General features: G+C 59.9%; 13 protein-coding genes. 12 read left to right on the forward strand and 1 reads right to left on the reverse strand.

Features of this window, described 5'->3' with window-relative positions; translation table 11 throughout:
- The coding region (locus tag KW848_RS10400; protein WP_218536750.1) for a retention module-containing protein at positions 1 to 1,324 on the reverse strand (1,324 nt) is incomplete at its 3' end.
- A gap of 355 nt (positions 1,325 to 1,679) precedes the next feature.
- On the opposite strand from KW848_RS10400, the gene KW848_RS10405 reads away from it, so the two are divergent.
- From KW848_RS10405 to KW848_RS10460, 12 genes are all read left to right on the forward strand, one after another.
- Positions 1,680 to 3,032, forward strand: a complete 1,353-nt coding sequence (locus tag KW848_RS10405) for a TolC family outer membrane protein (RefSeq protein WP_111449557.1) — start codon at positions 1,680 to 1,682, stop codon at positions 3,030 to 3,032.
- A gap of 42 nt (positions 3,033 to 3,074) precedes the next feature.
- Positions 3,075 to 5,231, forward strand: a complete 2,157-nt coding sequence (locus KW848_RS10410) for a type I secretion system permease/ATPase (RefSeq protein ID WP_111449556.1) — start codon at positions 3,075 to 3,077, stop codon at positions 5,229 to 5,231.
- Positions 5,221 to 6,588 (forward strand): HlyD family type I secretion periplasmic adaptor subunit, encoded by a 1,368-nt coding sequence (locus KW848_RS10415; RefSeq protein ID WP_111449555.1) that lies wholly within the window; start codon positions 5,221 to 5,223, stop codon positions 6,586 to 6,588. Before KW848_RS10410 ends, KW848_RS10415 begins: the two co-directional genes overlap by 11 nt.
- A 388-nt stretch (positions 6,589 to 6,976) precedes the next feature.
- Entirely contained in the window at positions 6,977 to 9,523 is a 2,547-nt protein-coding gene (locus KW848_RS10420) for an EAL domain-containing protein (protein WP_218536751.1), read from the forward strand.
- Positions 9,524 to 9,709: 186 nt separating this feature from the next.
- Positions 9,710 to 10,606, forward strand: a complete 897-nt coding sequence (locus tag KW848_RS10425; protein ID WP_192409757.1) for a TauD/TfdA family dioxygenase — start codon at positions 9,710 to 9,712, stop codon at positions 10,604 to 10,606.
- A gap of 18 nt (positions 10,607 to 10,624) precedes the next feature.
- On the forward strand, positions 10,625 to 11,650 hold the full coding sequence (locus KW848_RS10430) for an ABC transporter substrate-binding protein (RefSeq protein WP_218536752.1): 1,026 nt from the start codon (positions 10,625 to 10,627) through the stop codon (positions 11,648 to 11,650).
- A gap of 5 nt (positions 11,651 to 11,655) precedes the next feature.
- A complete protein-coding gene (locus KW848_RS10435) occupies positions 11,656 to 12,516 on the forward strand; it encodes an ABC transporter ATP-binding protein (protein WP_218536753.1) in 861 nt (286 codons plus the stop codon).
- A 20-nt stretch (positions 12,517 to 12,536) separates the two neighbouring features.
- On the forward strand, positions 12,537 to 13,403 hold the full coding sequence (locus KW848_RS10440) for an ABC transporter permease (protein ID WP_218536754.1): 867 nt from the start codon (positions 12,537 to 12,539) through the stop codon (positions 13,401 to 13,403).
- A gap of 63 nt (positions 13,404 to 13,466) precedes the next feature.
- Positions 13,467 to 13,913 carry a hypothetical protein gene (locus tag KW848_RS10445; protein WP_111449549.1) on the forward strand — a complete coding sequence of 149 codons (447 nt, stop codon included), beginning with the start codon at positions 13,467 to 13,469 and terminating at the stop codon, positions 13,911 to 13,913.
- The gene (locus KW848_RS10450; protein WP_111449548.1) at positions 13,834 to 14,607 is read left to right on the forward strand and encodes an efflux RND transporter periplasmic adaptor subunit; all 774 of its coding nucleotides are present in this window, start codon (positions 13,834 to 13,836) and stop codon (positions 14,605 to 14,607) included. The genes KW848_RS10445 and KW848_RS10450 overlap by 80 nt, the downstream gene beginning before the upstream one ends.
- Positions 14,604 to 15,923, forward strand: coding sequence for an HlyD family efflux transporter periplasmic adaptor subunit (locus KW848_RS10455; protein ID WP_218536755.1), 1,320 nt, complete (start codon positions 14,604 to 14,606; stop codon positions 15,921 to 15,923). Before KW848_RS10450 ends, KW848_RS10455 begins: the two co-directional genes overlap by 4 nt.
- Complete coding sequence (locus KW848_RS10460) at positions 15,924 to 18,020, forward strand: efflux RND transporter periplasmic adaptor subunit (protein ID WP_218536756.1); 2,097 nt, start codon at positions 15,924 to 15,926, stop codon at positions 18,018 to 18,020.
- Positions 18,021 to 18,025: the final 5 nt, after the last annotated feature.

The raw sequence follows: 18,025 nt of genomic DNA on the forward strand, positions 1-18,025 counted from the left end.
CGTTGGCAGCGATCGTCACTGTGCCAACGCCGGCGATCGTTGCAACTTGGCCGGCGGTGAAGCTGCCGGTCACGCCAGCGACGGTAAAGGTCGCGACACTCAGGGTGTTATCGACATCGCTGTCATTAGTCAGCACGTTGCCGGCTGCAACGGTGTCTTCGGCGATGGTTTGAGCATCGGCGGTCAGCACGCTCGCGTCGTCGACCGGGGTGACGTTCAGGTCCAGGGTGCTGGTGGAGCCAGTGTTGGTGGTGTAGCTGACTTGCGGCACGGCACCGTTGTAGTTGGTGTCCGGGGTGAAGCTGTAGTCGCCATTGGCGGCGATAGTCACTGTGCCAACGCCGGCGATCGTTGCAACTTGGCCGGCTGTGAAGGTGCCATTGACGCCGGCGATGCTGAAGGTGGACACGCTCAGGACGTTGTCTATGTCGCTGTCGTTACTCAGCACATTGCCGATCGCAGGGGTGTCTTCTGCGATGGTTTGTGTGTCTGCAGTCAAAACGCCCGGATCATCGACCGCCGTCACGGTGAGATCCAGCGTGCTGGTCAAGCCGGTGTTGGTGGTGTAGCTGACTTGCGGCACGGCACCGTTGTAGTTGGCGTCCGGAGTAAAGCTGTAGTCGCCATTGGTGCCGATGGTCAACGAACCGACGCCGACGATGGTCGCCGTCTGGCCTGCGGTGAAACTGCCGGCCATGCCGGCGACGGTGAAGCTGGCGACGCTGAGTGGCGTGTCGGCATCGCTATCGTTGTTCAGTACATTGCCGGTCGCGACGCTGTCTTCGGCCTGTGTGCCAGTATCCGCGGTCAGTACGCCCGGAGCGTTGGTGGCCGTGGTGTTCTGATTGCCGATATTGAGTGTGGTGGCTGTGGCAGCGGAATCAGGACCGTTGGTTGGGAAGCCAATAGTCGGGTCGACCCGGCCAGCGGTTGCATCCAGCATCACGAAGCTGTGGCCGCCACCTGCCGCGCCGCCTGTGCCGGCAGCCGTCGGGCCGGCCGCAGTGGCTTCAAGATCGGTGGTCGGGTCGGCGCCGGCAACGATGGCTTGCTGCAGCTCTTTAACCGATGGCGCGGCTTGTTCAGTGGCTTGGGCAAGGTCAGCGCTGGAATCCGGCGCGCTGCCGCTCCACTGAGTGTCGCGGCCCAGGTCCAGGGTTCGGCCGTCAGCCAGCTCAAGCGTAACGGCGCCCGCTGCGCCGGTGTCTACTTGATCGCCGACAAACAACCGATCGCCTTCAACGAGTACGCGTCGAATGCCCTCTGGGGACACCGCGAAAACCTGACCGACAATGCTTTTGACGATGGCCACAACACTGCTCATAAGACTCTCCGGGTGTCGCATTCAGTTTGACTTCCATGAACCTGGCGGCGTGTTTGCCATACAGTCTGGACGTTCTTTCAAGATTAGAGGCACAACTTTGACGCGGGTATTAGTCAATAAATTGGCTATATTTTTTCGATATAAACTTTATGCCAAACTATTGACCTTGTGCACGCCATCCTAAACACTCCCCTCCGTAATGTCACATTGATATTTAAGTGCTGGCCCGTGCCAGAGAGTGTGATGCAGTTCCAAAATGCAACTTTCCGACATACGGTCATTCCGGATGTCATCATCCGATGCAGCGGCACGATCTGCAGTGACTCAAGACAAGTAAATCCTGGAAATTCCAACCATGCGTTTGCACCTGCTCAAGGCTTTACCCTTCGCCCTTGCCGCCAGTTTCGTTCAGGCGCAGTCCCTTCCGGAAGCCATGCAACAGGCACTGGATGTCCATCCGGAGATCCAGGCAGGCGTTAATAGTCGATTGGCCGCGGATTATCAGTTAAAGGCCGCAAAAGGTGGATACCTCCCTCGGGTCGATCTGCTGGGCGGCTATGGTCGCGAAGGCACTGACAACGTCACCACACGTGCCGCCGGCAACAACAATCACTGGGAAAACCTGAATCGCAGCGAGTCGAGCGTGCGGTTGTCGCAAATGGTTTTCGACGGTTTTGCGACGTCGAGTGAAGTGGGGCGTCAACAAGCCACCGTTAATTCCCGCGCTTACTCCTTGCTGGGCACCTCCGAACGCACCGCGCTCACTGTCGCTCAGGTGTACCTCGACGTACTGACCCGCCGTGAGTTCGTGCGTCTGGCGACCGATAACCTGAAGAACCACGAACGGACTTTCGACCAGATCAAGTTGCGCACCCAGCGTGGCGTGGGCAGCGGCGCCGACCTCGATCAAGCCGAAGCGCGTATGGCCCAGGCCCGCAACAACCTGATTACCGAACAGACCAACCTGGCTGACGCCGAGACCAACTTCCTCAGCGCCGTTGGCCAGATGCCCGATCAACTGGAGCGTCCTTCCGATTTCATGGCGCTGTTGCCGGCCAGCCTGAATGAAGCCCGGGCGCAGATGCTGGAAAACAGCCCGATCCTGCGTTCCGCCGAATCCGACATTGCCGCTGCCGAGAAACAGTACGCAGCCGCCAAGTCGACCTTCTACCCGCGCTTCGATGCCGAATTGGGTCGCACTGCCGACAACGATATCGACGGCCAGAACGGTCACAGCAATGAATGGCAGGCCATGTTGCGCATGCGCTTCAATCTGTATTCCGGCGGCAGCAACAAGGCTGATCTCGAAGCCAAGTCTTACCTGTCCAACCAGGCACTGGATATTCGCAACAACGCCTTGCGCGTGTTGAACGAAGATTTGGGCCTGGCCTGGAATGCCTTGAACAACGCCAATGCCCAAGTGCCGATCGCCCAGCAATATGTCGATCACAGCACCCGCGTGCGCACCGCCTATCAGAGGCAGTTCAGTCTCGGTGAGCGCACCTTGCTCGACCTGCTCGACAGTGAAAACGAGCTATTCTCGGCTTCTCGTCGTCTGGCGGAGATCAAGAACATTCAGTTATTTACTCAATACCGAATCAAGGCGACCATGGGCGAGTTGCTCAAAAGCCAGGGAGTGGTCGCACCGTTGGCATCCGTTGTGCAAAACGACGTGAAGCCCAAGGTTCAACTGCCAGGTCTGAACTGAGCAGAACCTTCATTGTTCAATTGTTAGCCAAGAGTGCCGAGCGTGGAATCAGAAGTCAGTCGAGTTCAACTCATTCATGATCCACGCGCGCTGCACGACGATCCGTTACTGGACGGCTTGCTGGCTCTTTGCATCCTGCATCAGAAGCCGGCCAGCGCCGCGATGTTGACCACCGGCCTGCCGTTGCCCAAGCAGCGCCTGACTGTTGAACTGCTGCCCCGCGCAGCCGCTCGCGCCGGCCTGCAAGGGCGGGTGCTGGTGCGCAAACTGGAGCAGATCCCGGCGATTGCCATGCCGGCGCTGTTGCTGCTCAAGGATGGTCGCAGTGCCGTCCTTATTGGTTGGCACGGTGACGACCAGGCGCGCCTGCTGCTCAGCGAAAGCGATGGTGGCGAAAGTGTCGTCAGCCGCGAACTGCTGGCCGATGACTACATCGGCAAAGTGTTCTTCGCTCAACCCCAGCACAAATTCGACGTCAATCACGGCACGCTGATTCCGCGCGCTCGCTCGTGGTTCCGCGACACCCTCAAGCGTTCGCGCTGGCTGTACGCCGACGCCATCGCCGCCAGCTTCCTGATCAACATCATTGCCATGGCCGCGCCGCTGTTCGTGATGAATGTCTACGACCGCGTCGTGCCGAACCAGGCCGAATCGACCCTGTGGGTGTTGGCCATCGGCATCACCGGGGCGTACCTGTTCGACCTGATCCTCAAGAGCCTGCGCAGCCTCTGCCTGGACCTGGCCGGGAAGAAAACCGACCTGATCATCTCGGCCACGTTGTTCGAGCGCATCGTCGGCATGGCCATGAAGTACCGCCCGGCGCGGGTCGGCAGCTTCGCCCAGAACATCCATGAGTTTCAGAGCCTGCGCGATTTCCTGGCTTCGCTGACCCTCACCAGCCTGATCGACCTGCCGTTTACGCTGCTGATCTTCATGGTCATCGCCATTCTCGGCGGGCATCTGGTGTGGATTCCGGTGCTGGCGTTCCCGATTGCCCTGCTGATCGGCTATGCCTTGCAGAAGCCGCTGGTGGCGACCATGGAGCGAACCATGGCCCTGGGCGCCGAGCGGCAGTCGAGCCTGATCGAAACCCTCGCCGGTCTCGATGCAGTAAAGGTCAACAACGCCGAAAGCGAACGCCAATATCAGTGGGAGCAAACCATCGGCACCCTCAGCCGCCTCGAGCTGCGGGTGAAAATGCTCTCCGGTCTGGCGATGAACATCACCTTGCTGATCCAGCAACTGGCCGGGGTGATCATGATCGTCTTCGGCGTGTACCAGATCATCGACGGTCACCTGAGCATGGGCGGTTTGATCGCCTGCTACATGCTCAGTGGCCGCGCACTCAGCCCGCTGGCCTCGCTGTCTGGCCTGCTGACGCGTTACCAGCAAGCGCGGGTAACCATGACCTCGGTCGATCAGATGATGGAGCTGCCGCAAGAGCGCAACTTCGATGAACGCCCACTGAGCCGCAATGTGCTGCAAGGGGCCATCGAATGCCGGCAGATGAACTTCACCTACCCGAACCAACAGAACGCAGCGCTGAAGAACATCAACCTGATCATCAAGCCTGGCGAGAAGATCGGCATCATCGGTCGCAGCGGCTCGGGGAAAAGCTCCCTGGCCAAATTGCTCGTAGGCCTTTACCAGCCTGACGATGGCGCCCTGTTGGTGGATGGCGTCGATATCCGTCAGATCGACGTCAGCGAGTTGCGCCACAACATTGGCTACGTGGCCCAGGACATCCAGTTGCTGGCCGGGACCCTGCGCGACAACCTGGTGTCGGGCGCGCGCTATGTCGAAGACGAAATGGTGCTGCAAGCGGCCGAGCTGGCCGGTGTCCACGAATTCGCCCGTCTGCACCCACAGGGTTATGAACTGCAAGTCGGCGAGCGTGGGCAGAACCTGTCGGGCGGTCAGCGCCAGAACGTCGCCCTGGCCCGTGCGTTGCTGCTCAACCCGCCGATCCTGCTGCTCGACGAACCGACCAGCGCCATGGACAACACCGGCGAAGAACGCCTCAAGCAACGCCTCGCGGCGGTGGTTGAAAACAAAACCGTGGTGCTGGTAACGCACCGGGCTTCGCTGTTGTCGCTGGTGGATCGTCTGATCGTCATCGACCGCGGGCAGATACTCGCCGACGGCCCGAAAGCCGCGGTGATGGAAGCGTTGAAGAAGGGGCAGATCAGTGTTGCTTAAGTCGGGTTTCAAGAATTCGATCGGCCGTTATTTCAAAGGCTCCGATTCGCTGCATGGCCAGCCACTTCCCGAGGTCAACAAAGCGCTGATCGAAGACGCCCCACGTGTGGTGCGGCTGACCATCTGGGCGATCATCGGCTTCTTCGTGTTCCTGCTGCTCTGGGCCAACTTCGCCGTGATCGACGAAGTCACCAAGGGCGACGGCAAGGCGATTCCCTCGTCCAAGATCCAGAAAATCCAGAACCTTGAGGGCGGTATCGTCTCCGAGTTGTTCGTGACCGAAGGGCAGATCGTCGAGGCCGGCGCACCGCTGATTCGCCTGGACGACACGCGATTCGCCTCCAACGTTGGCGAAACCGAGGCCGATCGGCTGTCGATGCTGCTGCGAGTCGAGCGCTTGAGCGCGGAAGTCGATGACCGTCCGCTGAATTTCCCGGCGGATGTGCTCAAGGCCGTGCCCGGTCAGGCAGCCAGCGAAGAGTCGCTGTACATCAGCCGCCGCCAGCAGTTGCACGATGAAATTGGCGGTTTGGAGGAGCAGTTGATCCAGCGTCAGCAAGAGCTGCGCGAGTTCACCTCCAAACAGTCGCAGTACCGTAGCGGTCTCGCGTTGCAGCGTCAGGAAATCAACATGTCCGAGCCGTTGGTGGCCCAGGGCGCGGTATCGCCGGTTGAAGTGTTGCGACTCAAGCGCGCCGAGGTTGAAACCCGCGGGCAACTGGACGCGACCACCCTGGCCATTCCTCGCGCCCAATCGGCGATCAAGGAAGTGCAGCGCAAGATCGACGAGACTCGTGGCAAATTCCGCAGTGAAGCACTGACTCAACTCAATGAAGCACGCACTGATCTGAACAAGGCCCAGGCCACCGGCAAGGCGCTGGAAGATCGGGTCAGCCGGACGCTGGTCACCTCGCCGGTGCGCGGCATCGTCAACAAGTTGCTGGTCAATACCATCGGCGGTGTGATCCAGCCGGGCAGCGACCTGGTGGAAATCGTGCCGCTGGACGACACCTTGCTGGTAGAAGCGAAAGTTCGCCCGCAAGACATTGCCTTCCTGCATCCGGGGCAGGAAGCGACGGTGAAGTTCACGGCTTACGACTACACCATTTATGGGGGGCTGAAGGCCAAGCTTGAGCAGATCGGTGCTGACACCATCACCGACGAAGACAAGAAAACCACCTACTACATCATCAAGCTACGCACCGATCGCAGTCACCTGGGGACGGATGAAAAGCCATTGCTGATCATCCCGGGGATGGTGGCTTCGGTGGACATCATTACTGGCAAGAAGACTGTGCTCAGCTACCTGCTCAAGCCGATTATTCGTGCGCGGGCCGAGGCGTTGCACGAGCGGTGATTTCTGTCTGGGGTTGATGGCCCTTTTTCGCGAGCAAGCGGCGCCAAATGGCGTCGTTTGTGAAAAAGTCATATCCCTTTTCGACTTGCCCATTGATTTGAATCAAGCATGCAAAGGCGCAGTAGCGGCATATTGATATCGGCATAAGACCGATACTTCTACTAATAAAGAGACAGGCCGCATGCAGATATTTCAAATGTCTTCGCAACATCCTGCTGCACGCTTCAACCCTTTCTGCGGGCCGTTGCGATTTCATCCAGCCAGTTATTGACCCCTCATTTCGATTACTCGACCGCATACGGAAATCGGCTGGGTTTGCCTCGCCGAGCGCCTGATATTTGGGAAGGATCCCAGCCCTTCATCGCTTCCCATTCAGTAGATCACCGCCATGTCGAACCGTAAGGATCTCTCGCAAGTCTTCATCCAGACCCTGGAGCAAAGCGTTGACAGTGTCGTGGTCATCGACAGTCAAAACCGGATCATTTTGTTTAATGAGGCCTCGGAAAAGCTCTGGGGATACGGCCGTGACGAGGTCTTGGGCCGAAATGTCGAGCAACTGGTCCCGAAACTGATTCGCCCCCTGCACGACGGTTATATCGAAGCGAACCGCCGTACCGGCATCAACAAAATCGTCGGCACCAGTCGCGATGTGTTGATCGAGTGCAAGGACGGCTCCCGGCGATGGGGGTCAATGTCCATTTCCAGGATCGACACTCAGGGGCAGATCCTCTACGCCGCGTTTATCAAAGACATTACCCGGCAACATGAAGAGCAGCGCCGCTTGTACCTGTTGTCATTGGTGGTCGATACCACCGAGAACGCGATCATCATTACTGACGCGTCAGGAGCGATCATTTACGTCAACGATGGCTTCACGCAAATGTTCGGTTACAGCGCGCAAGAAGTTGTCGGCAGGACGCCAACCGAAGTGTTGGCGCCGTACTTCACGCCTTCGCGCATTGCAGCGATCCGCCGTCAGCTCGTCAAGAATGATGCTTATCATGGGCAGGAATTCGGTTATGACCGGGGCGGCCAACGCGTGTGGTGTAACGTCACCACCTACCCGGTTCACGACCCTCACGGGCAACTGACCAATACCGTGAGTGTGATGATTGATGTGACCCACACACGGATGCATGAAGTACTGCGCCATAAAATGTTGGAAGCGATGGTTCGTGAAGAGTCGCTGGTAACCTTGATGAACCTGGCGTGTGCGGAAGTGCAGAGAATTGCGCCGGAAGTGATTGCGACGATATTGCGGGTCGATGGGCAGGGGTTACTGCATACGTTGGCGGCCCCTGGACTTCCGGCCGCTTATTCCAAGGCGCTGGATGGGACGGCAATCGGGCCTGGGGCCGGTTCTTGCGGGGCTGCGGCGTTCAGTGGCGAATCGGTCATGGTCAGCGATATCGCTTCTCACCCGTTCTGGGAGCAATTCCGTGATCTGGCGCTGCCGCTCGGTTTGAAGGCCTGTTGGTCAACACCGATAAAATCCAGCGACGGGCGAGTGTTGGGCACGTTCGCGTTCTATTTCCGCGAATCGCGCGAGCCGAGCCCACTTCACTATTTGTTGGTCGATGCGTGCATCCATTTGTGCGCCCTGGCGTTGGAGCGTGAGGAGTCGCGCCTGCACATACGCCAATTGGCGTTCTATGACGACCTGACGGGGTTGGCCAATCGCAACTTGTTGCATGCCCGGGCGGAACAGGCCATTGCTCAAGCTTCGCGGCATCATTCGAGTCTGGCTGTGGTGTTTATCGATCTGGATCGATTCAAGCAGGTCAACGACTCCCTTGGACACCCCGCCGGGGATGAGTTCTTGCGCGTCATTGCTCATCGATTGTCCGAACGTCGGCGGGGAAGCGATATTGTCAGCCGGCTATCAGGTGATGAGTTCGTTCTGGTCCTGCCGCAGTGCACGTTGGCGCATGCCACCGACTTGATAGAACAGATGAGAGGGCAACTGAGCGCTCCGTGCCAGATCTCAGGCGTGACCCTCAAACCGTCGGTGAGTATCGGCGTCAGTATGTTTCCGGATGACGGTCGTACGATGGAGGTGTTGCTGCATCGTGCCGATATGGCGATGTATCAAGCCAAGACCAGCGGCCGCGGGAGTGTCTGTTTTTTCAGCGACGGATTGGATCAACTGGCCCAGGGGCGTTTGCGTCTGGAGGCAGCTTTACGTGAAGCCATTGATGGCGAAGCCCTGCATTTGGTTTATCAGCCGCAGATCGACCTTGGCGGATCCGAGCTTTATGGCATCGAGGCACTCGCGCGATGGACTCATCCTCAATTAGGGGAAGTCTCGCCCGCGTGTTTTATTCCGCTGGCGGAAGAATGCGGCTTGATCGGTGAGTTCGGCTTATGGGTATTGCGTGAAGCCTGCCGTCAATTGGCGACGTGGCGGCAGCAAGGGCTGCGGGTGCCGACCGTGTCGGTGAACATGTCGCCGACCAATTTCCATAATCGCAATCTGTCGAGCATCATCGCCAGGACACTTGAACAACACGGTTTGCAGGCAAAGGACCTGACGCTGGAGATTACCGAAAGTGTTCTGATGGACTCTAACCCAGACACCCTGACCACAATTGAAGAGGTGCATGCCCTGGGTATCAGCCTGGCGATGGATGATTTCGGCACGGGTTATTCCAGCCTGAGTTACTTGCGGCGTTTGCCGATCCAGGAACTTAAGCTTGATCGTAGTTTTGTGCATGATCTGGAAAGTGACGCAACCAGTCAGGCACTGAGCGAGGCCGTCATTCGCATCGGCGAAAGTTTGCAATTAAGAGTAGTGGCCGAGGGGATCGAGACATTGGAGCAACAGCGAATTCTGCAAAATCAGGGTTACCGGATCGCGCAAGGATTCCTGATCTCCAGACCCTTGGCGGCGGAGGATTTGGGTTGTTGGCTGGAAAAACGCCATGCGTTCGCCTGAGCACGCCAAATGCCATATCGTTATTCGCTAACGGTATTTAAATTTCAGTTCTTATATCTATAAAGTCATTTTCCTGCGTACCTGCCGACCAATCGGCGCGCCGCACGACACGAACCAACACGGAACCTCCGTGAGTTTCTTGATCGACGCGCGCGCCCTTGAGCGTGCCGTGCGTGGGAGTGATTTATGTCTGCAGCAACGGCTTCCCCAAGCGCCGCGAACATCGCGCCGCAAACCTTCGACATCCGCCCGTTCAGTGGCGCCGTCGGTGCCGAAATCATCGGCCTCGACCTGTCCCGCCCGATCAATGATCAGGACTTCGCCCGCATCCACCGCGCGCACCTGGATCATCACGTCGTGGTGTTCCGCGATCAGCGCATTACCCCCGAGCAACACATTGCCTTCAGCCGCCGCTTTGGTGTGTTGCAGATCCACGTGCTCAAGCAATTCCTGCTGGCCGGGCACCCGGAAATCCTCATCGTTTCCAACATCATCGAAAACGGCCAATCCATCGGCCTCGGTGACGCTGGCAAGTTCTGGCATTCCGACCTTTCCTATAAAGAACTGCCAAGCCTGGGTTCGATGCTGCACGCCCAGGAGCTGCCGTCCGAGGGCGGCGATACGCTGTTCGCCGACATGCACAAAGCCTGGGACAACCTGCCCGAAGCGCTGCGCAAAGCCGTCGAAGGTCGCTCGGCCGCGCACTCCTACACGGCGCGTTACAGCGAGACCAAATTCGAAGGTAACTGGCGCCCGACGCTGACGCCCGAGCAACTGGCTCAGGTGGCTGAAGTGGTCCACCCGATCGTTCGGACTCACCCGGAAAACGGCCGCAAGGCATTGTTTGTCAGCGAGGGTTTCACCACCCGCATCGTTGGTTTGCCAGAAGACGAGAGCAAGCAACTGCTCGACGAGCTCTACGCCCACAGCGTGCTGCCGCAAAACATCTACCGCCATCAATGGCAGGCCCACGACCTGGTGTTCTGGGACAACCGTTCGCTGATTCATCTCGCCGCCGGATGCCCAAGCTACCTGCGCCGCAAGTTGTATCGCACCACCATCCAGGGCGACGCGCCTTTCTGATTTGTCGGAGAAACACTCATGTCCAAACGTCTTCCCTTTGCACCGCTGGCCGCGGCCATCGGCCTGGGTTTCAGCCTGATCGCCGGCACTCTGGTGGCGCCGACCGTGGCCCACGCCGAAGGTGAAATCCGTATCGCCGAGCAGTTCGGCATTGTTTATCTGTTGCTCAACGTGGTGCGCGATCAGAACCTGATCGAGAAGTACGGCAAGCAGGAAGGCATCGACATCAAGGTCGACTGGACGCAGCTCTCCGGCGGTGCGGCGGTCAACGATGCGTTGCTCTCCGGTTCCATTGATATTGCCGGTGCGGGTGTCGGTCCGCTGCTGACCATCTGGGACCGCACCCACGGCAAGCAAAACGTCAAAGCCGTGGCTTCCCTCGGCAACTTCCCGTACTACCTGGTGAGCAACAATCCCAAGGTCAAAACCATCGCCGACTTCACCGAGAAGGACCGCATCGCGGTGCCGGCGGTCGGCGTGTCGGTGCAGTCGCGCATCCTGCAATACGCGGCTGCCAAGCAGTGGGGCGACAAGGAATTCAATCGCCTCGACAAGTTCACCATCGCCGTTCCGCACCCCGACGCCACGGCGGCGCTGATTGCCGGCGGCACCGAGTTGACCGGGCACTTTTCCAACCCGCCGTTCCAGGATCAAGAGCTGGCCAACCCTAACGTCCACGTGGTGCTGAACTCCAATGACGTGCTCGGCCCGAACTCGCCGACGGTGCTGTTCGCTACCGAGAAATTCCGCGACGAGAACCCGAAAACCTATCAGGCGTTCGTCCAGGCGCTGACTGAGGCGGCCGAGTTTGCCCAGAACGATAAAGGCGCAGCGGCGGACACGTACATCCGCGTCACCAAGGCCAAAATCGACCGCGCTGCGCTGCTGAAGATCATCGATAACCCGCAGTTCGAATTCAGCGTCACGCCGAAAAATACTTACCCGCTGGCCGAGTTCCTCTACCGCGTCGGCGCAATCAAAAACAAGCCGGATTCGTGGAAGGACTACTTCTTCCAGGACGCCAAACCGCTGCAAGGGAGCTGACCGAGATGAACGCCCCTTTGCAAGGCCACACGGTCAGCAAACCGATCGCGGCAGCCCAAGCGCTGCTGTCGGTCGACAATGTCAGCCTCGAATACCGCACGCCTCAGCGGGTGGTTCGTGCGACCCATCAGGTCAGTTTTGAAATCGATCCGGCGGACCGCTTTGTGCTGCTCGGTCCGTCCGGTTGCGGAAAATCAACGTTGCTCAAGGCGGTCGCCGGGTTCATCCAGCCGTGTGAGGGGGAAATTCGTCTCCAGGGGCAAACCGTTCATGCCCCGGGGCCGGACCGGATCGTGGTATTCCAGGAATTCGATCAACTGCCGCCGTGGAAAACCGTCAAACAGAACGTGATGTTTGCGCTGCTGGCCTCGAAAACCCTCAAGCGCAAAGAAGCCGAGGAGCGGGCGCTGCACTATCTGGACAAGGTCGGTCTGGCGGCGTTTGCCGATGCCTATCCGCATACCTTGTCCGGCGGCATGAAGGCGCGGGTGGCGATTGCTCGTGCACTGGCCATGCAGCCGAAAATCCTCTTGATGGACGAACCCTTCGCCGCCCTCGATGCACTGACCCGCCGCAAGATGCAGGAAGAATTGCTGCTGCTCTGGGAAGAGGTGCGCTTCACGCTGCTGTTCGTCACGCACTCCATCGAGGAAGCGTTGGTGGTGGGCAATCGAATCCTGCTGCTGTCACCGCATCCGGGGCGAGTGCGAGCAGAAGTCCACAGCCATCAATACGACTTGCACAGCCTCGGCGGCGTGGCTTTTCAGGAGTCGGCGCGGCGTATTCATCGGTTGTTGTTCGATGAAGGTCAGTCCCCGGAAACCAGCCGTGAGCTGGATTTCTCCGACATCCGCATCGCTTATTGAGCCATTGAGAGGAGTGCCCGATGAGCCTTTTATCATCCCCGCGTGAAGAGTTTGAAACGGTGTTGCAGCCGCTGACGAGCGTGCCGCTGGAGCGTGTATTACCGCTCGGTCAGCGCCTGTGGCAACAAGGCTGGTTACGTAAAAGCCTGATCCTGATTTTGTTCGCGGTCCTGTGGGAGGTGGTTGCCCGCGTTCAGGACAACGACCTGCTGCTGCCGAGTTTTCTGCAAACCGGGAGCGCGCTGTATGAAGGTTTGCTCAGCGGCGAGTTGCTGGGCAAGGTGTGGATTTCGCTGGTGGTGTTGCTCAAGGGTTACCTGATCGGCATCGTCCTGGCGTTTGCCCTGACCACGTTGGCGGTGTCGACGCAGTTCGGCCGCGACCTGCTGAGTACGTTGACCTCGATGTTCAACCCACTGCCGGCGATTGCGCTGTTGCCGTTGGCGCTGCTGTGGTTCGGCCTGGGGCAGAACAGTCTGATTTTCGTGTTGGTGCATTCAGTGCTGTGGGCCTTGGCGTTGAACACGTATGCCGGGTTCCTCGGTGTGTCGGAAACCCTGCGCATGGCCGGGCGCAATTACGGCCTCAAGGGCATGCGTTTCGTGCTGTTCATCCTGATCCCGGCAGCGCTGCCATCGATTCTCGCCGGGCTGAAAATCGGCTGGGCCTTCGCCTGGCGCACGCTGATCGCCGCTGAATTGGTGTTCGGCGCCACCAGCGGCAAGGGCGGCTTGGGCTGGTACATCTTCCAGAACCGCAACGAGCTGTACACCGACAAGGTGTTTGCCGGGTTGGCGGTGGTAATCCTGATCGGTTTGCTGGTGGAAAATCTGGTGTTCAGCACGCTGGAGCGGGTGACGGTGAAGCGTTGGGGAATGCAGCGCTAGATTCTGTGGTATTTGATCTGGCCCCTTCGCGAGCAAGCCCGCTCCCACAAGGATCTTCAATGGATGCACATTTTCCGTACGACAAAGAACCCTGTGGGAGCGGGCTTGCTCGCGAAGGGGCCAGACCAGCCAACACATCGGCCGGGTGTCGCCACCGATCTGGATGTCGCCGAAGCCGCCGCCCAGGTAGCGGCCATTGAATCGCGTCTGCCGGCGCTGGAGCAGCGCCAGTCGCAACTGATCAACGCCTTGAGCCTATTGATGGGCGAGCCGCCGAAAGTACCCCACACCGTCATGACGGGAAGAACAATTCAGCGCTCTGAAAATTTTGTCCTTTTTGAAACATCACATTTCTATCCAATGACACCCATCCGCTTGACGTCCACCCACGCTGTCATAGACTCCGCTCATCCGTCAGGGAGTTACGGTTATGCGGCGTGTTTGTTTGTGGGTTATTGGATTGACCTTTGTAACGTGCGTAGTACAGGCGCAAACGTCTGCGCCCGATGATCCGCTGCTGGACAGCAGCGCCAGTGCAAACGCCAGCAGCGAGGCCCGTGGTGTGCTGCGTGCCCGGGATCAGGCGGTGCTCGCCAGTGAGTTGTCCGGGCGTATTGTCGAGTTGCCGTTCAGTGAGGGCGAGTCGTTCAAGAAGGGCGACATCCTGGCGCGTTTTGATTGTTCGGCTTATCAGGCCCAGCTCAATGCGGCCCAGGCTGCCAGCCGTGGCGCCGGTGAAGAGCTGTCCCACAACAAGCAGTTGGCGGCGTTGAATTCGGTCGGGCGTTTTGAAGTGGCGCGGGCCGAGGCCAAGGTCAGCGAGACTCAGGCGCAATCCCAGGTTTATCAGGTTCAGGTCAAACGCTGCAGCGTGCTGGCGCCGTTCGATGGTCAGGTCGTCGAGCGCAAGGTCAAGCGTTATGAAAGCGTCGCTGCCGGTACGCCGTTACTGGACGTGGTCGACAACCGCACCCTGGAAATTCATCTGCTGGTGCCGTCACGCTGGATGGCCCGGCTCAAGCCTGGCCAGACCTTCAGTTTTGTTCCCGATGAAACCGGTCAGCCACTGGATGCCACGGTCAAACGCCTCGGCGCGCGGATTGATGAAGGCAGTCAGACCTTGCTGCTGGTGGCGACGCTTCCCAACGCCAACGGTTTGCTGGCCGGCATGAGTGGCACGGCACGTTTCGCGGAGTTCAAGTGAACGCTCCGGTCACAGGTGGCGCTGAACAAGTGTTCGCAAGGTTTCTGGATCTCGAACGCCTGACCCGCGCTGCTCGCACGCCTGCGCAACTGGCCTACAGCCTGGTCAATGACGGTCAGGCGCTGTTCGGCTTTCGCCACGCGGCGCTGTTGATCGCCGGCAAGGTACAGGCCGTGACGGGCGTCAGTGCGGTGGAACCCAATGCGCCGTTCGTGGCGTTTGTCGAGCAAGCCGTGGCGCAGTTGTTCAAGCTCGAGGTGCTGAAACAGGCGCGGGTGATTCCGGCGAATGTTCTGGGCGAATCGATTCAGGCGGACTGGCAAAGTCTTTGCGCGGCTCAGGTGTTCTGGCTGCCACTGATCGATCACCAAGGTGAGGTGTTTGGCGGTCTGTGGCTGGCGCGGGATCTGCCGTGGAATCCTTCCGAGCAAGTGTTGCTGTCGCAATTGGGTGACACCTACAGCCATGCCTGGCTGGCGCAGCAACCGCGCAAACCGTGGCGGCTGCGCTGGACGCGAAAGCGGCAGGTGGCGCTGGTCGCGGTGGTGTTGCTCGGGCTGCTGATTCCGGTGCGCCAATCGGTGCTGGCTCCGGCCGAAGTCGTTCCGCTGGGCGGTCGAGTCGTTGCGGCGCCGCTGGACGGGGTGATCGCCGAATTCCTGGTCAAACCCAATCAGACGGTGAAAGCCGGCGACCTGTTGTTGCGCTTTGAAAGCACCACGCTCAGGGCCCAGGCCGACGTGGCCGAGCGCGCCTTGGGCGTTGCTGAAGCTGAGCTCAAGGCTAATTCCCAGCGCTCGTTCGCTGATGCTGAATCGAGCTCGCGAATCGATCTGCTGGCCGCGCGAGTCGAGCAAAAGCGCGCTGAAAGGGATTACGCCCGCGAACTGCTCAAGCGCAGCGAAGTACGCGCCGAACGGGGCGGTATTGCGGTATTCGCCGACGCGGAACGTTGGACCGGTAAACCGGTGCAGACCGGCGAGCGGCTGATGGAAATCGCCGATCCGACCCAGGCTGAGTTGCGCATCGAACTGGCGGTGGGCGATGCGATTGCGCTGGAGCCGGGCGCGCAGGTCGCGCTGTTTCTCGACAGTGATCCGTTGCAACGGCATCTGGCCCGGCTCGAACGCGCAGCTTATGAAGCACAACCCACGGCCGGCGGTCAGCTGGCTTATCGGCTCGACGCCAGTTTCCAGCAGACGCCACCACGTATCGGGTTGCGCGGGACGGCGAAAGTCTTCGGTGACCGTGCGCCGCTGGCGCTGTACCTGTTACGTAAACCCCTGGCCGGTTTACGCCAGAGCGTGGGGCTTTAGATGAGCCTGCCGAACCTGCGCGCAGATTTGCAGCTGACGCCTGCATCACCGGCGCTCGATGGCTCGCCGCGCTGGACCCTGGCCGATCCGGTGCGCGGTCGATACTTCAAACTCGGCGTGGCGGCGATGCGCCTGCTGCGCCATTGGTCCTTGGGTGATCCCGAACAGGTGCTGCGTGCCGCCAACCGCGAGCCAGGTTTGCCGCTCGATAGCGCGGAGCTTGAGCAATTGCTGGGCTTTCTGCGCAGCCACGACCTGATCACCGCCCTCGATCCGCAACAGCGCGCCAGTTACAGCCTCAAAGCGGCCGCTCAACGCCAGTCGCTGTGGCAGATCTTGCTGCACCAATACCTGTTTTTCCGTATTCCGCTGTGGCGCCCGGACGCTTTTCTCAATCGCGCCTGGCCATGGCTGGAGCGCTTCGGCCCGCGAGCATTACGCTACGGATTGCCAGCAACCCTGGGGCTCGGCGTGTTTCTGGTGTCCCGGGACTGGCAGCGCTTTATCGCGACCTTCCCGCATTTGTTCAGCCTCGGTGGCGCGCTGGCGTTCGGCGTGGCGCTGTTCTTCGCCAAGCTCTGCCACGAGTTCGGTCACGCTTTCATGGCCAAGCGCGCCGGTTGTCGAGTGCAGAGCATGGGCGTGGCGTTCATGGTGTTGCTGCCGATGTTTTACACCGATGTCAGCGACGCCTGGCGGGTCAATGATCGCCGTGCGCGGCTGCTGATTGGCGCCGGTGGCGTGCTGGCGGAATTGCTTTTGGCGAGCCTCGCGCTGCTCGCCTGGTCGCTGCTGCCAGACGGTCCCGGACGCACGGCGGCTTTCATGCTCGCCAGTGCTACCTGGATGACCACGTTGGTGATCAATCTCAACCCGTTCATGCGCTTTGATGGCTATTTTTTGCTCAGCGACTATTGGCAAGTCGACAACCTTCAAGGGCGTGCGTTTGCCCTTTGTCGCTGGCGCTTGCGTGAGTTTTTATTCGGTTACGGTGCGCCAGCGCCGGAGCCCTGGTCGCCGAAGATGCAACGGCGTTTGCTGATCTGGGGTTACGGTTCGTGGCTGTGGCGCGCCGCGTTGTTTTTCGGAATTGCGCTGGCGGTCTACCACCTGTTCTTCAAGGTGTTGGGGATTTTCCTGATGCTGGTGGAGCTGGTGTGGTTCATCTTCCTGCCGATCATGAATGAGTGGCGGCAATGGTGGACGCGCCGCGAACAGGCGCATGCGCCTCGGGTGCTGCTCAGTGGCCTGGCCTTGCTTGGGCTGTTGCTGATGCTGGTCGTACCGTGGCGCAGCGCCGTGGAGTTGCCGACGATGCTGGAGGCGGGCCGCGCCAGTGCCTTGCACGCGCCCGTCGCGGCGCGGGTCAAAACGGTGAATGTTCACGATGGTGAAGCGGTTACCCAGGGCCAGGTGCTAATCGAACTGGAATCCCCGGACCTGGATTCGCGCCAGGCCATCGTCCGTCGCGAAATCCAGATCCAGCAGTTGCAGATGCGCCGCCAGGCCAGCCGCAGTGAAACCGCCGCCGACGCCGGTATCGTCGAACAGCGCCTGGCCGAAGCGGTCGCCGAATACCGAGGCCTGGCCGCCCAGCGTGAGCGCCTGCTGCTGCGGGCGCCCCACGCGGGCAAGGTGCGCGATCTGTTGCCGCAGTTGGCAGTCGGTCGCTGGTTGTCGAGCAAAGATCCGCTGGCGCGGGTGGTCGAAGACGGCGCGCGGTTGCGTGGTTATCTGGCCGAAGTCGAGCTCTGGCGCGTCGCCACGGGCGCCAGCGGACGCTTCATCGCCGACGATCCGATGCACCCGGCGATCGCCGTGCAACTGAGCGAAATCGACACCAACGGCGCGGAATTTGTCGATCAGGAAGCGTTGACCTCCGATCACCATGGGCCGATTGCCGTGCGCCGGGATCAGCATCAAAGAGCGGAGCCGGTACAGGCTCAATATGGGGCGCGGTTGAGCGTCCTCGAAGAGGTACCGACGCCGGTGCAACCCTTGCGCGGCATTGTGGTGCTGCAGGGGCGCGGCGAGTCGTTGCTGGGTGTCGCCTGGCGGCGTCTGGCGGCGCTGGGCGTAAGGGAAAGCGGTTTTTAGGGAGA

It is taken from the genome of Pseudomonas sp. PDM25, from assembly GCF_019219045.1.
GTDB lineage: Bacteria > Pseudomonadota > Gammaproteobacteria > Pseudomonadales > Pseudomonadaceae > Aquipseudomonas.